The sequence below is a fragment of the Halomicrobium sp. HArcht3-1 genome (assembly GCF_058933345.1).
Map to the genome: position 1 here is coordinate 239531 of NZ_JBZYDM010000001.1, position 14049 is coordinate 253579.

The following is a 14049-nucleotide window of genomic DNA, read 5'->3' on the forward strand; positions in this document are numbered from 1 at the left end:
TCGACTTTGGCGGGGATGGAAAAGAGGCTTGCATTCCATCCCGACACTCGAAAAGTGTATGCCTCGCCGCCAGCAAGGGTTGGTATGCTCCGCGTCATCGCGGTGTTGCTGTTGATACCGCTCCTGGACGCTCTCTTGCTCGTCGTCGCAGCCACCCAGTTCGACGGCCTTTCAGCACTGCTCGTCGTTCTGCTGGTCGTCGTCACCGCCCTCATCGGCTCACTGCTCGTCCGCGCCGAGGGCCGCCACACCCTCCGGCGTATCCAAGAGAAACTCGCGACCGGAGAGGTCCCTACCGACGAACTCGTCGACGGCGGGTTCCTCGTCGCCGCCGGCGCGTTCTTCCTCACACCCGGCTTCGTCACCGACTTCCTCGCGCTCCTACTGGCGATTCCACTCACCCGCGCGCCGATTCGTGCAGCCGCAAAACGCTGGGTCATCACTCCCTATCTCGACGCCAAAGCCGAGGGCTTCGTCACCGGCAACGTCTACGTCGGGGGCTTCCCCGGACAGGACGGTGCTGGCGGCCCCGGCGCTGACTCCGGTGGCACGGGTCCGAGCGGGCCGAGTAGCGGTCCCGGCGGCGACGTTCACAGCGGCGACGGCGGTTCGCCCAGCGGCTTCGACCACGACAACGCCACCGACATCGACTTCGAAGAACGCGACCACGAATGACCATACGGCGTGGTGTCGACCCACACCCCGACCCCGAAACGTAACCGTTAACAGTACCCCTCGGGTACAAATGAATGCGCTCACCTGGGCCAATAGCTCAATCAGGTTGAGCGCTCGGCTGATAACCGGGAGGCTCGCGGTTCAAATCCGCGTTGGCCCATCTCAATCCCGACCGGTTCCTTGCCGGCTGGGATCTGGGGTCTCAACTCCCCAGCCACTCAAGTTTACGGTTCTAACGATTCTGAGGGTGGGGTCTCGAAACGTTGTCCCAACAGGGAAACGAACGCACACCCACCACGTCGGGCACCGTCATTAGCCGGAGGTGAGCCGGCATGATGCGCGTTCGCCAGCAGAACCCCTCAGAGTGCCAGAACTGCGGCGCTCACGTTTCTCGGGACTTTCGGCGGACGTTCGGCGACGAGGAGAACGTCGCCCACCGCTGTCCAGCCTGTGACTGCATGCCTCGAATCTCTCGGGGCACCGCTGCCGGGAAGGAACTCGATTATCCCGACCCGGAGGACCAGCCCCAGCGCAACCAGGGCGGGCGCGTGGACGCTCGTGCCGACGGGGGTGAGTCGCTGTGAGACTGTCGGCGTTCCCGTATCCGGGCGGGAAGACGCGCTTCGTTGACCAGATCATCACCCGGCTGCCCGACCATCGAACCTACGTCGAGCCGTTCGGTGGCTCGGCTGCCGTCTTGCTGAACAAGCCCGAGAGCTACACGGAGGTGTTCAACGACCTGAACGCCGACATCGTCCACTTCTTTCGGGTGCTTCGTCAGCAACCCGACGAGCTGCGCGAGTGGCTCGGGACGGTTCCCTATTCGCGCGAACTGCATGGGCGGTGGGCCAGCGAGTTCTACGACGGCCACCGACCGGACGACGACGTTGCTCGGGCCGGGAAGTGGTTCTACCTGCGCTACACCCAGTACGGCGGGAAGATCGCCGCGTACTCCGGGTTCAAGACCAGCGGCGAGCGCAACGAGGCGAGGAGCTTCCGCGGGGCCGTCGATGGATTCGACGAGATCCGTCAGCGGTTCCGTCACGTCAACCTCGAATGTCAGGACTACCAGACGGTGATCGATCGCTACGACGATCCCGAGACGGTCGTCTACCTCGACCCACCCTACTACCAGAAAGAAGGCTACTACAACTCCGAGGGGTTCGATCACGGTGACCTCGTCGCGACGCTGTCCGACACTGAGGGACGGTGGCTCTGTTCCTACGGCGAACTCCCGCCCGCGATGGCAGACGCCGTCGATGAGTACGGATGGCACGTCGCGACCTACGACGTTCACTACTCGCTGGACGTGCGCAAAGGCGAGGACTGTGAGACTTCGACCGAGCGGCTGGTACTGAACTACGATCCCGACGACGTGGTTCCGTTTCGCCCGACCCAGCAGACCGGCCTGGAGTCCTTCAGGGGTGAGTCGGCGTGAGACATCAATCGTCGTTGTTCGAGTACGAGGAAGACCTCTCGCCGCTTTCAGATGCCCAGCGCGAGGTGTACGAAGCTGTCGAGCAGGACGGGTACGGCGTTCGCGAGTACGCACGAAAGACAGGGAGAGCACCCGGTACTGTCGGGAATCTGCTTCGGCGGGCGCGGAGGCGGCTGGGGGGTGACGAGGCGTGACGGATTGCCCAGAACAGGTGTGTCTGGACCTGTTCGCCGGAGCTGGCGGCTTCTCGGCTGCTTTCGCGGACTCCCCACGCTGGCGAGTCGTAACCGTCGACAACCGTCCGGAGACTGACCCCGACATCGTCGCCGACGTGATGGACCTGCGCCCGGCTGACCTTCCCGAAGCCGATATCGTCCTTGCCGGGCATCCGTGTACGCTGTTCTCGCGGGCAGGGAACCACGACGAGTGGGACCAGCAGGCTCGCGAGCCGATCGGCGACCGTGCGAAGTTGCACGTCGCGATTGTGTACCACACGCTCGGACTGATTCACGCACTCGCACCCGAGTTCTGGTTTCTCGAAAACCCACGTGGTCGACTCCGCTGGGTGCTCGGTGAACCGGAGGGCACTGTCACCTACTGTCAGTACGGGACGAACTACCAGAAGCCCACCGACCTCTGGGGTGAGCATCCTGAAGGATTCACGTATCGGAGCTGCCCATCAGGTGCCGATTGCCACGCGAGTAACACCGACGACGACGGCTACAGTGCTATCCAGTCGATGCCCTCGGACTACGACGAGCGCTCGAAGATGCCGCGCGAACTCTCCGAGAGCATCCTCCGGGCCGTCGAAGGCCGGTCCCAACAACAGACACTCGGAATGGTCGCAGCCACCGATGGGGGTGAATCACGGTGAACCTCGATCGTCTCGTTTCCCGGCTGTCACAGTCGGTGACGGAGATCGTCGTGGCGTACCTGTTGGCGTTCATCGCGGGCGGGACGGACCCGCTTCGACTGGCGAAGATCGTCCTCGCGATCAAACTGAACGTCTTCGCCCTGCCACTGTCGTGGACGCCCGTGCTCCGGCTGCCGCTGTGGTGCTGGTACGTCGTCGCGGTCCTGTGGCTGCGTCAGTGGTTGCTCCTGTCGGGCTACAGCGTCGCCGAGGCTGTCGGACAGGTCGAGCGATACGTCGGAGGTGAGTCGGCGTGACCGAGTTCGTCCGTGCCTCTCGCCTCTACGACGTGGAGGCGAGCGAACCCCTCCACTTCGACTGGGGAACAGTGCAGCCACACGGCGAGGGCCTGCATGCGACCGAGCGCCACGCAGGAGGGCGGTGATGCCGTCGACGAACCAGAGCGCCAGCGGTCGGACTCGCGAGACCTTCCCCAGTATCGCCGACGACATCGGCGAAGATCCCGCTCGGTGGCTCGACTGGGAGATTCTTGGCGACGAGGGCCGTGAAAAGCTCGTTCGCACGCGAATCGACTCGATCGACAGTATCGAAGTGATCCGGGCATGGATTGCGGTCGAGCGGGCACTCGGACGCGACGACGGCAGCCCTCGCGAGGGCATCGTCAACGCGCTCGAACAGCGCGAGCTGACGCTTCGGGAGATCGGGGAGCGCCCCGACCGGCTGGAGCCACGCGACGAACCGCGGGACCTCCCGCCCGTCGAGTGCTCGTATCCCGACCGCGACGATGTAGACGAGGCCAGTGATCGGGCCGTTTTCACCGCTGAACGCGCCTTTGGGCCGCTACGGGAGCGATACCCGCATCTGTTCGAGGATGGTCCCAGCGCCGACGAGAGTGGCGAGACGGGTGCCGTCGCGACCGATGGAGGGAGCGACGAGTGAGTATCGATCCGCTGAACCCGGCCGGCGACGATCACATTCGCTTCGACGATGTCGCTGGCGGCTACGAGACCACCGCGATGCCCAAGCCCGTCGCCCACGGAGCGGCGATTCAGAACGTGCTGGCGGACCTCTCCCCGAGCGATCAGGACGCCGCGCCGAACGAGCGTGAGACGCTGTATTCGACCGCTGTGGATTACTGGCGGGCGAACATCTCGAACCGCGATGTCGAGCCGTACATCGCCGTCCGCGGCGTCGAGGACCGGTACGACTGGGTGCCCGACGACGGCCACGAATACGGCTTCGTCGTCCGGTCGAGCAAGTGGATGGCCGGCACCGAGACCGGTGGCGACTATCGGCCCTACTACCAGCAAGACGTGTTGCTCCGGCGGATCATCGACGACGATGACCCTGGCCTGTCGCTCGAACCCGGTCCCGTTTCGCTCCGGGTCGAGATCATGCCCCAGTACCGCGACCTCGTCTATCAGAATTCCCGCGACCCGCTGCCGTGTCCCTACGGCGAGGGAACTCGCCTGCAGATGTGGACCACGTGGGCCGAGGAGGCTGCAGAGGTAGAACGGCGGGCCTACGACGCGCTCCGAGCGGTGTACGGGAGCGACGCCCTGAACGTCGGTCGGGATCGTGTCGACGAGTCCCGGCGCATCGCGAAGGCCGAGACGCATATCCGCTTCGACGTGGACAAGAAACCCCGTGTCGTCGAAGCCCTGGAGAACTCAAAGGACCTAATTGCGTGGGGTGGGCACTCGGAGATCGAAGCCGGCCAGCAGCGCGACCGGGAAGGCTGGAACGAAGTTTCGGTCGAGTCCGACCGCTGGGACCTGCTTGGGTTCGAGGGCACGAAATACAGCGTTCACGCGAAGATCTACCAGGCACAGGACTGGCACAAGCGTCCAGAGACGGACTATTACCGACATCCGAAGTTCGAAGCCGCCTATGCTGGCGTCGACCGGGGCGAGAACCCCCACATCGACGACTGGGACGACGTGATGACCCACCTACGGACGATCGTCGCGACGCATGCCTACTGGGGTGGGCTGGACCGAGCGGACCACGTCGAGGACGACTATTTCGATGGTGCGTTCGCCGAACAGTTCGAGTTCGAGCGCCCCATCGGCCGGCGTGATATGCTCCGACGACGGTATCAGGACCTCGCCACCGAAGTGTACCGCGAGGCGCTGAAGGAGTCGACAGACGCCGTCTATGACATCCTGAAGGTGGTGACCCGGGCCAATGGCGCGACCTACGATCACCTGGAGAACGAGACGGGACTCGCCCGCTCGACGATCCGCTATCACATCGCCCGGCTGGCCGAGAACGGCGTGGTCGCCCGGCGTGGGAATCCGGTACTGGTCACCTTCGTGAGCAAGGACCTGTGGAAGCGCGCCACCGAGATCCTCGCGAAGGCGAACCCCGACGACACGCAGGAGGACCTCGCCGAACGTGCTCAGGAGCGCCGTGAGCGCCGCGAGGAACGCCGCGAGTCCGACGGCACCGAGGACGCTGGCGACGCCGTCGACGCTGTCGAGGGTGGTGACAGCGATGGCTCGGCCCGCTCGGAGTGGCTGTATCTCGATGAGTGGGGGAGCGTCGACGAGCTGATCGGTGAGCTGACCTACGGTGATCGGACGCCCCGCGACGTTCGTGTTCGTGATCTGAGCGAGCCACCGGGCTAAGGCGGATTCGTGGGCCGGGCGCTGGTGGTGCGGATAGCTACTTCTCTCGCGTTTCAGACTTTCTTACGCGACTTTCGTTAACTCATTCTTAGAGGATCGGTTTCAGTGCGTCTTCGACCCGGTCGTTCGGGCCGTCGCGACGGGGTCGACGCCTCGATCGGGGCGGGTTCGGGCCAGTTTCTCGCCGAGCGCCCTGCTCGCGACGATCCCGAACCGCCCGTGAGCGGGCGCTTCTCACCGCGAAAACGGTGGTCTCGCGGGCCGGGCCGTCCGCGCAGGTTGCCGGGTCCCCCTACGGCGGTGCCTGTAGGCAGGGCCACCAAGTGCGGGGCGCGCAGAACGCGCGCCCCTTACCGCACCGCTACCGCAAACAGTGTTCGGGCGGCTGACTGGTGTGTACGCGCTTCTTATGGGGTGTAGACTGCCACGGGACCCTGACAATCAACCTTGTCAGAAACGCCTACGAGGGGGTAAGAAGTCCTGTGGCTAAGGTCACCTGTTCAATATACACGCACAGCATTGCTACCAGAGAGGTGGAACAACCGACGGCTGTGAGATAGAATTTGTTGATACTTTTGGCTACTTTTATCCCAATACATCAGTTGCTATACTACAACGTATCTATGGGATCATACGGCGACCAGTATATTGTAGGAGAAGAATATCGCAACTCAACAGCGACTGAAACGAATCAGTATCATAGGTGGTTGAATGCACCTTTAGATGGAGGCATCAATCCACAGATGGGGATCGGGAGGCTCCAAAACCCAACCACTGGAGAGCGTGAATTTCTCGTTTTCTACTCGTCTGACGGCCAATCTATGCGGCACGATCCGTGGGAGGATGTCATCAATATGGAAGATGGGGTTGCACATTTTTGGGGCGACTCTAAGGCCGGAAACGGACCAGATCCGTTAGAACGTCCTGGGAACACTCTGGTGAAAAAGGAGTACTGTACGAACTATGCTCAAAACCACCGATCCGATGCCGCTCCCGTGCTACTATTTCAAAAAGAGCGACCGGGATATGTGACGTTCAAAGGACTCTGTCTCATTTCTGGTATAAACATTAAGCGGCACAAAGATGGGGACGAGACTGTTGTCAATTACCGAATTGATCTTGATATTCTTGATGCAGATTCTGTCGACTTAGAATGGATACATCGTAAAGCACGAACAGGTGTCGATAGCGATGGACCGGAAGCGTGGGATCACTGGGTGGAGACTGGCACCATCCGCCGGTACTCGGTATATAAAGACCGCATCCGTTCAGAGGATGCTCAAAAGCCCAAAGGGAGGCTATCTGATCTTCATTCAGATATCCGATCACGTCTCGATGGATCAAATACTGAAAGAGGAAAAAAGCTGGAAAGACTACTGAAAAAGGTTCTCAGTAGCATGGACAATATGTCTCAGGTCGAATTGACTCCCAGCAGTGGAGACAGGGGTGTTGATTTGACAGGCAAAATCGAGCTGATAACTGAGGCACACCTGAGCGAGCCAAATACAAAAATAGAATTCAAAGCCCAAGTGAAGAATAAATCAGGCAGTGTTGGTGGGCGCGAGCTTAGCCGTCTGGCGTCGCGGGTCGATGACGGGGAAATTGGACTGTTTTTCACGATGTCGTACTATACTCAAAAAGCTCAGGAAGAGAATCTATCGACATATCCAGTACGACTCTTTTCGGGGAAGGATATCGTTGAACTGCTGGCCCAGACGGACTTAGCAAGCAGAGAGCGGCTGAATGACGCTGTTGTTGATGAGATCAATAGTTCTGTATAGCCCTGATCTTCTGCGTAACAAGAATACTTGGCCCGTCCAGTCAGCGTAACCCGGAGGGGCGGATCTTCGCTTGCTTCGCATCTCGATGCTGTCCTCCACCGTGCCAGTCCAACTTCGGTAACCGCGAGGAGTGACGCATCTCCCACTGTAGCACTTCGATACCACGCCCACGAACCCGATACACCGCGAACACGTACCATCCATTCGCTGCTCGTAGCCGCTCGTGGTACCGGTCGTACAGCTTGAACGTGCCGGGCTGGCCGTCGGCGTGGCGGTGCATCGCAGCCTTGATCTCGACCGGCGTTCCGTCGGGCCGGGTCGCGTCGTGCCAGCTACACCGATCGAGTTCGAGGTTGTACCGCTCGACCGCTTGGCGCTCGACGAGCGTGCCGTAGTGATTGGCCCTGTGTGACCGACTCATCGCGATCGCGCCTCGCGTGCGTCATATATAGATACTCCTCCGGGTTGGTGACAGCCGTTGCCCATGGCTCGCGGGCGCTCGCACCCAGCGAGCGCGCCATGGGCCAACAGTAGGGGTGCGCCGGGGGGTTGGTTGTTGTTGGTTTGCCCGAATCCCGTCGCAGTCATGCGGTTAGTCCCTCCACCTCGCCAACCACGTTTCGGTGCTCGCCGTCGTGCTGGTACTCGTTCCAGCGTTGTCGGACCCATTCGGCGCTATACGGCACGAAATCGGCGACTTCGTGGTTTGGTTGCTCCGGGTTCGCCTCCTTCGCCGTGATGACCGTGTACACCGCCAGCTTCCGCGAGAGGTCCGCTGGATCGACTTCGTCGCCGTCGTCCTCGCCGCCGGACCACGACCACGTCGTCGGCTCCTTGTCGTCATATCGCCAGTCCGTCTCCGGGATGCCAGAGACCGAGAAGATCGGATTCACGCCCGATCGACCCTTCACGTCTTCGTAGAATGTCGCCTCTTTCAGTCCCTCCTTGTGGACACAGACGGCCAGCTCACGGACGAGTGGATGCACGTCGCGACCGTCGTGGCCGATCACGATCAACGATCCGCCGTACTTCCGAATCTTGTACGTCAACGGCCCGAGTTTCGTCTTCGTGTCGTAGCCGTCCTTCCCGCTCCCTCCGGCGTTGCTCGATGCCTCGTCGAAGATGAACAGCTTCGGCGTCTGGGTGTTGTGCATCGGGTCGCCGTCCTGTTTCAGCCACTCGTTCAGATCGCCGTAGTTCGCCAGCCACCCGTCCCGTTCCTCGCCGTCGTCGTCGGTCCAGGGGTCGGTCTCTTCGAGGGTACGAATGTTCGAAGCGACGAGACCGTCGGGGTGCTGTTCCTTCCAGAGCTGTCCCAGTAGGCAGGCGAAGTTCGACTTCCCCGTTCCGGGTTCGGCCCACTCGTAGAACATCGGCGCGGGACCAGTCATCTGGGCGCGTAGCTGGTCGATGGCTTTGATGCCCGAGATGTCGGCCCGCTGGCCGGCGTCGCCCGTGAAGTGCTTCAACGACTGCATATCCCCATTTTCGAGCGCCCGGCGGGCGGTCTCGGTCCCCTCGATCCGAACGATGTCGCGCACGTGCTGGAGGTCCTTGGCCTGGCCGGGCATCTTCGCCGGGTCGTCAGCTTGCTGTGGATCGTAGTGCGTTTCGAGGATCGAGAGGTAGCGCGACAGCTTTTCATCACGGACGATCCCGGCGTGAGGGTGTGTCTCGTCGGGATCACGCTGGCCGTAGCCGTCCTGGTACTCGCGGAACTGTGCCGGCGTATAGAGGTCGCCACTGTCGTCAGTCATCGTTCATGTGGGGGTTCTGGTTCTGGTGGTCAGCGGTCGGTACCTCCGTCGGCCCATCGCCCACGGCAGCGTCCGCCGTCGGGTCGTGATCGTCGAGGTCGTGGATCGTCGGCGCATTTTCGGGGTTCTCGCCGTCGACGAGGTCGCCGAAGGTGTCCTTCGCGGCGGTCTTTTGGATCATCTGGCCGCGTTCGTTCGCCTCGCTCTCGGCCGTGATGAGCTTCTTTTGCAGTTCCACGGCACCACGAGACCACCGCCCGCGAATCGCTGCGAGTTCCTCGGCACGGTCGATGAGCCAGCCGTGAATGTCTTCCATCTGCTTTTTCGACGTCATCAGTTGGGTGTCCTGGCAGCCTTCGAGCCACACCCCGCGCACGCGCACCTGTTCGATATCGTCGAGATACTCGTACTCCCGAACCGCCCACGCGCTGCCGCCGTTGACAGGGTACGGATCGGGACCTTCGATCTCCTTCTCGCGCCAGAGTTCCGGCGGGACGTAGTACTTCTGCAGCACGTCCTCGACGGCGTTGACATGGTGAACTTCCACCCAGTTCCGAGTGCGAAGCCAGCGGGCGATCTTCGCCCCGACGAGGTAGCACGGCACGCCGAGCAGGAGCCAGCCAGCCAGTACCCCGGCGATCCAGACCGGCGGTGTCGGGAGCTGTGGCTGATAGTACGCGAACAGGCCGAACGCCCCAAGGATCATGCCCGAGACGAGTAGCTTGTACTCACCGAGCAGCCACGTCAGCCGGTCGCGGTTCGAAGCGAACGTCGGCGCGGGCATCAGGCCACCTCCGGCCGGCCGTCTTCCCGCCGCATGACGTTGTAGCCGGCGACGACCATCCAGACGAACGCGATGGCAGCGCCCGCGAGCCACGCCTGCAGCGACGAGAGCGTTTTCAGGATGTCCAGGCCGCCACCGGAGGGCTGCTTGACGATCTCCGAGTACAGGCGCGTGCGCTCGGTTGAGATAGCGACGCCAGCCCAGCCGTCAACTTCGGTGACCGGCACTTCGAAGGTGGCGGTCTCGCCGGGTCGGAGAGCCTCGACCTGCACCGGCACCTGTCCGCCCTGGCGGAACCGACCGGCGTCGGTGAACGTGACTGTCTGGGCCGCTCGCGAGCGGATCGTCAACAGTGCCAGACTCTCGTTTTTCCGGTACTCCGACTCGACGATCACTGTTTGTGAGTCGATTCGCGTGGTGTCGGTCGGTGTCGACTGTGGGCTTTGGGCCGTGGGCGGTGGGCTGGGAACCGTCGTCGTCGTTGCGTTCGTGGCGGTGCCAGCGGTCATGGTCGGTGTCGCGCCAATCGGGACCGCCAGCAACGCCAGCGATACGACTACCAGTGTGGTGAGGTGTGAAAAACGCATGGTGGGTCAGTTGAGGAGTGCAGCGCCGGCCAGTGCAGCGATGACCAGCAGCGCGACGGTCTGATTGATCGAACCACCGCCGCCGAACAGGCCACCCCCGCCGAAGAGACCGTCATCGGCGTTACGGACTCGCTGTTCACGGGCTTCGATCTGTGCTCGTTCGTATTCCAGCTCTTTGAGGATGTTGTGGTACTCAGTGAGGTTCGTTGTGGTGTAGTTGCGTTCCTCGATGGTGACGTTCTGAACGTGCTGGCCGCTGGTGTCCCGGATGTCGGTGACGGTGAACTCGCCAGTGAGTTCGACCATGTCCGTGGTCGTCACCACGTACTGTTGGCCGGTGATATTGCTGGCGTTGTAGGTCGTGTTTGTGGTGAACGAGCCGGCTGCGGGATTGGTCTCGGACATGAGCATCCCGCGGTATTTGTCACCGCTGGCGGTGGTGACGTTGAAGTAGCCGGTCGAATCCAGCGTTTCGGGCGAGTTGACACCGGTCGTCGTGAGGGTCGACATCGCCCACGCTTGGAACTGGTCGCCGGGATTGTACTCGCTCTGGAGCATGTAGGGGTCGATCAGATCACTGTTATTGATCTGGCCGGCTTGATAGGCGTCGTAGGTGTGGTTGGACAGCGTGTCGATCTGGCCGTGCAGGTCGGCGTTCTGACTCCCGACCTCGTTGTAGCGTTTTTCGAAGTCGTCCCAGGCGTGCAGTGGCAGCGGGTCGAAGTTCGAATTCGGTGGCCGGACGATCAGACCTGTGACCTTCACACTCGGACGGCCGGAGCCACCGCCGTCGTTCGTGAGGGCGGATTCGCTGATGTCGATAGCAGCCGTGCGCGTCCATGTGTCGCGGTACTCATAGCCCGCGTTGGTCCAGATTTTCGGAGCGCGGTAGGTGTAGGTGGTGCCGTTGGCGAGCGTGGCCGTAGCGTTGCCCAGCCCACGGTACTCGATCTTTGCGCCGCTACTGTACGGGTGGGTGTGTTCGATGCCGATGAAGGTGCCCTGATCGGAGGCGACCGTCGAGTCGACACCGGATTCATTCTCGGCGACGCCGTGGATGTAGTCGTAGGTCAGTGCTTGGGATTCGTATGCCTGCAGGAGTTCGACTTGCTTGGTGGCGTAGTAGTCCGAGATGGCATTTTTGGCGTGTGTTTCGGCCGCTGGCTGGGTGGACTCGTTGTTGAGCGCGCGAACGTAGGCGTTCTTCCCGATGATGAACGCCTTGATTTCGGTATCCTGCAGGTGGTTCGAATGAGCCGTCAGGAGCAGGTCGGCGTTCTTGTTGGAGTCCTGTGCCTGTGCGTACAAATCCATCTGGGCCTGTTCGGCGTCAGTCCCGGTGGTGTTCACGTTCCCAGTGCTGACGTAGTCGTAGCAGCCGCTGGCATACGAGACGAGTCCAATGGCACCTGTCGCGATCTGCGCGCCGTCGGGGACGCACTGCTCGTTGGCGTCCTCGCCACCGACCCAGTAATCCGCCGACACGGGTGCCCCAACCGTCGAGAGGAGCAGCAACGCCACGATGGCGATGGAACCACGTCGGGTCATCTGGCGCTCCCGTCGGAGATCGTCGTGTCCGCGTCGGTCGCGCCGTTGAGCTGATCGCCGGAGTCCTTCGTGCGGACGTGGTGGGCGGCGACGACGGCGGCGGCGAAGACCATCGGCACGACGACCGGGAACGGACGGCCGACGACGGCCGAAGCGATGGTCGAGGCGCTGATGCCGATGGTTCCGAGCAGGGCGTAGCCCATCAGCGTATCAAGTTGCACGAGCGATCACCCCAGGTAAGAGATGACGTAGTAGCCAGCCGATTCGACGGCCACGACGGCCAGTCCGAACGCGGCCGTTCCGGCGATGATCTCCTGCACGCCGAGGATGTTCAGGCCCGTCAACAGCACGAGGACAGCGGTACCGACGGCGAGGTACGTCTCGACGGGGGCTTCGCCGCGGGCGATGTTCGCGAGGTCGGTGTCGATCTCGTAGGACTTCCCGCTACTCCGGTTCACTCGGTTGGTGGCGTAGGCTCCGACGAGGGCGACGAGGGTCAGGAGGAACGCGAAGGTGATGTCCGTGCCCTGGACGGTCCACACCGCCGCACCGAGGTCGTTCCCGAGGATGTTGATCGTCGCGATACCGTTGGTGACGAACGCGCTGGCGGCGAAGATCGTGCCGAATAGCGCGTCTTCGATGTCGATTTTGCCGTACATGGTTGCACCCGGCCGCCGATTGCGACCGTGTTCGGCGCGTGCAGTGGTTGTCCTAGAAAGCACCGAATCCCGGGGTTCGCGGGACGATACAGACGAAAGCGAGAGGTTAGTCTTCCAGAGTCAGATTGTTGTAGTGGATGACTACACGATAGTCGCTTTCGACAGCGTCGTTCTGATAGTAGATCTTGTCTTCGTTTCTGATCCAGATGCTAAATCCCCAGTGGGATGAGTAATCTTCTCGTTCCATGTCCCAGCGCCAGCAACTCTCCTCCATCCGGGCATCGCCAGCCGTGTTATCAGGGTGCTCAGACTGGGAGTTTCCGAACCAATAACTGTAGTACACGTCGCCATCGGATTGTTTCGCTACATCGGTTACACACAACTCAACTTCCGTCTCGTCAGTCACGACGATTTCGTCTTCGACCTGAGCAGAACCGCCGGAATCTCGATCGAAGGTAAACGTGTTCCCGAAGTTGTCCTGTACTTCCCTGATTTTGGGTTGTCCCGGGCCTGAGTCTGATCCTGTATCCGTGTCGTCGCCTTCCAATGTGAGATTAGTGTAGTGAATGGTCACTCGGAAGTCGCTCTCGACGGCATCATTCTGATAGTAGATCTCGTCTTCGTTCCTGACCCAGATACTGAATCTCCAATCAGACGCATAATCCTCACGCTGCATTTCCCAGCTCCAGCAGGTCTCTTCGATTCGAGCGTCCCCTGCAGTATTGTCGGGATGATCTGGTTGCGAACTTCCAAACCAGTAGCTGAATCGTACATCATCACTTGACTGGCTGGCGACCTCTGTAACGCACAGTTCAACCTCCGTCTCGTCGCTCACGACGATCTCATCGTCGACCTGAACAGAACCACCGGAGTCTCCATCGAAAGTGAACGTGTTCCCGAAGTTGTCCTGTACTTCCCTGATTTTGGGTTGATCTGGCGACGAAGCCGTTTCTGTCGGCTCTTCCGTCTCTGTGGGTTCTGCTGTCTCGGTGGGCCTTTCTGTTTCCGTCGTAGTGTCCGTTTCTGTACTTGTCTCCGTAGCGGTCTCTGTCTGTTCCTTCGTATTCGTAGCGATCTCAGTTGTCTCGGCTGTTTCAGGAGTTACTGTCTCTGGGATCTCTGTTTCTGTCGTTGATGAATTCGCCTCTGTCGTTGTCGCTGTCGGCTGGCTTTCCTGCTCCGCTTGTGACTCGTCACCAGCACAGCCGGCTAACAATCCAGAGGCAGCGATATATGAAAGATAGGCACGCCGTCTGACCTGTTCGTCCATCTCTGCACACATCATCTATGGTTTCGCTTAGTGTTTTTCATGACTC

18 protein-coding genes and 1 tRNA gene are annotated in these 14049 nt (G+C 61.3%); 11 read left to right on the forward strand and 8 right to left on the reverse strand.

Annotation, left to right across the window (positions count from 1 at the left end; genetic code table 11):
* Positions 1 to 84: 84 nt before the first annotated feature.
* The 11 genes from AC5FRW_RS01275 to AC5FRW_RS01325 all read left to right on the forward strand — a co-directional run bounded on the left by AC5FRW_RS01275 (position 85) and on the right by AC5FRW_RS01325 (position 7398).
* Positions 85 to 675, forward strand: coding sequence for an FxsA family protein (locus AC5FRW_RS01275; protein WP_493566606.1), 591 nt, complete (start codon positions 85 to 87; stop codon positions 673 to 675).
* 86 nt (positions 676 to 761) lie between these two features.
* Positions 762 to 835 (forward strand) — tRNA-Ile (locus tag AC5FRW_RS01280).
* A gap of 172 nt (positions 836 to 1007) precedes the next feature.
* The gene (locus tag AC5FRW_RS01285) at positions 1008 to 1259 is read left to right on the forward strand and encodes a DUF7563 family protein (protein ID WP_493566607.1); all 252 of its coding nucleotides are present in this window, start codon (positions 1008 to 1010) and stop codon (positions 1257 to 1259) included.
* A complete protein-coding gene (locus AC5FRW_RS01290; protein ID WP_493566608.1) occupies positions 1256 to 2113 on the forward strand; it encodes a DNA adenine methylase in 858 nt (285 codons plus the stop codon). Before AC5FRW_RS01285 ends, AC5FRW_RS01290 begins: the two co-directional genes overlap by 4 nt.
* Positions 2110 to 2307, forward strand: a complete 198-nt coding sequence (locus AC5FRW_RS01295; protein WP_493566609.1) for a helix-turn-helix domain-containing protein — start codon at positions 2110 to 2112, stop codon at positions 2305 to 2307. Before AC5FRW_RS01290 ends, AC5FRW_RS01295 begins: the two co-directional genes overlap by 4 nt.
* Positions 2304 to 2987 carry a DNA cytosine methyltransferase gene (locus AC5FRW_RS01300; protein WP_493566610.1) on the forward strand — a complete coding sequence of 228 codons (684 nt, stop codon included), beginning with the start codon at positions 2304 to 2306 and terminating at the stop codon, positions 2985 to 2987. The genes AC5FRW_RS01295 and AC5FRW_RS01300 overlap by 4 nt, the downstream gene beginning before the upstream one ends.
* Positions 2984 to 3283 (forward strand): hypothetical protein, encoded by a 300-nt coding sequence (locus tag AC5FRW_RS01305; RefSeq protein ID WP_493566611.1) that lies wholly within the window; start codon positions 2984 to 2986, stop codon positions 3281 to 3283. The genes AC5FRW_RS01300 and AC5FRW_RS01305 overlap by 4 nt, the downstream gene beginning before the upstream one ends.
* Positions 3280 to 3411, forward strand: a complete 132-nt coding sequence (locus tag AC5FRW_RS01310) for a hypothetical protein (protein ID WP_493566612.1) — start codon at positions 3280 to 3282, stop codon at positions 3409 to 3411. Before AC5FRW_RS01305 ends, AC5FRW_RS01310 begins: the two co-directional genes overlap by 4 nt.
* Positions 3411 to 3926, forward strand: coding sequence for a hypothetical protein (locus AC5FRW_RS01315; RefSeq protein ID WP_493566613.1), 516 nt, complete (start codon positions 3411 to 3413; stop codon positions 3924 to 3926). The genes AC5FRW_RS01310 and AC5FRW_RS01315 overlap by 1 nt, the downstream gene beginning before the upstream one ends.
* On the forward strand, positions 3923 to 5617 hold the full coding sequence (locus tag AC5FRW_RS01320; protein WP_493566614.1) for a DUF7845 domain-containing protein: 1695 nt from the start codon (positions 3923 to 3925) through the stop codon (positions 5615 to 5617). Before AC5FRW_RS01315 ends, AC5FRW_RS01320 begins: the two co-directional genes overlap by 4 nt.
* A gap of 602 nt (positions 5618 to 6219) precedes the next feature.
* The gene (locus tag AC5FRW_RS01325) at positions 6220 to 7398 is read left to right on the forward strand and encodes a restriction endonuclease (RefSeq protein WP_493566615.1); all 1179 of its coding nucleotides are present in this window, start codon (positions 6220 to 6222) and stop codon (positions 7396 to 7398) included.
* Positions 7399 to 7438: 40 nt separating this feature from the next.
* Here AC5FRW_RS01325 and AC5FRW_RS01330 read toward each other — a convergent pair whose 3' ends face one another.
* From AC5FRW_RS01330 to AC5FRW_RS01365, 8 genes are all read right to left on the reverse strand, one after another.
* Positions 7439 to 7819, reverse strand: coding sequence for a PD-(D/E)XK family putative nuclease (locus AC5FRW_RS01330; protein ID WP_493566616.1), 381 nt, complete (start codon positions 7817 to 7819; stop codon positions 7439 to 7441).
* 163 nt (positions 7820 to 7982) lie between these two features.
* Complete coding sequence (locus AC5FRW_RS01335) at positions 7983 to 9155, reverse strand: hypothetical protein (RefSeq protein WP_493566617.1); 1173 nt, start codon at positions 9153 to 9155, stop codon at positions 7983 to 7985.
* Entirely contained in the window at positions 9148 to 9939 is a 792-nt protein-coding gene (locus AC5FRW_RS01340; RefSeq protein WP_493566618.1) for a hypothetical protein, read from the reverse strand. Before AC5FRW_RS01340 ends, AC5FRW_RS01335 begins: the two co-directional genes overlap by 8 nt.
* Positions 9939 to 10526 (reverse strand): DUF8063 family protein, encoded by a 588-nt coding sequence (locus AC5FRW_RS01345; RefSeq protein WP_493566619.1) that lies wholly within the window; start codon positions 10524 to 10526, stop codon positions 9939 to 9941. The genes AC5FRW_RS01340 and AC5FRW_RS01345 overlap by 1 nt, the downstream gene beginning before the upstream one ends.
* 6 nt (positions 10527 to 10532) lie before the next feature.
* Positions 10533 to 12074, reverse strand: coding sequence for an Env/VP5 family phage fusion protein (locus AC5FRW_RS01350; RefSeq protein ID WP_493566620.1), 1542 nt, complete (start codon positions 12072 to 12074; stop codon positions 10533 to 10535).
* Positions 12071 to 12295 carry a hypothetical protein gene (locus AC5FRW_RS01355; RefSeq protein ID WP_493566621.1) on the reverse strand — a complete coding sequence of 75 codons (225 nt, stop codon included), beginning with the start codon at positions 12293 to 12295 and terminating at the stop codon, positions 12071 to 12073. The genes AC5FRW_RS01350 and AC5FRW_RS01355 overlap by 4 nt, the downstream gene beginning before the upstream one ends.
* Before the next feature lie 6 nt (positions 12296 to 12301).
* Complete coding sequence (locus AC5FRW_RS01360) at positions 12302 to 12733, reverse strand: DUF8023 family protein (RefSeq protein WP_493566622.1); 432 nt, start codon at positions 12731 to 12733, stop codon at positions 12302 to 12304.
* Positions 12734 to 12839: 106 nt separating this feature from the next.
* On the reverse strand, positions 12840 to 14003 hold the full coding sequence (locus AC5FRW_RS01365) for a hypothetical protein (RefSeq protein ID WP_493566623.1): 1164 nt from the start codon (positions 14001 to 14003) through the stop codon (positions 12840 to 12842).
* Positions 14004 to 14049 lie beyond the last annotated feature (46 nt).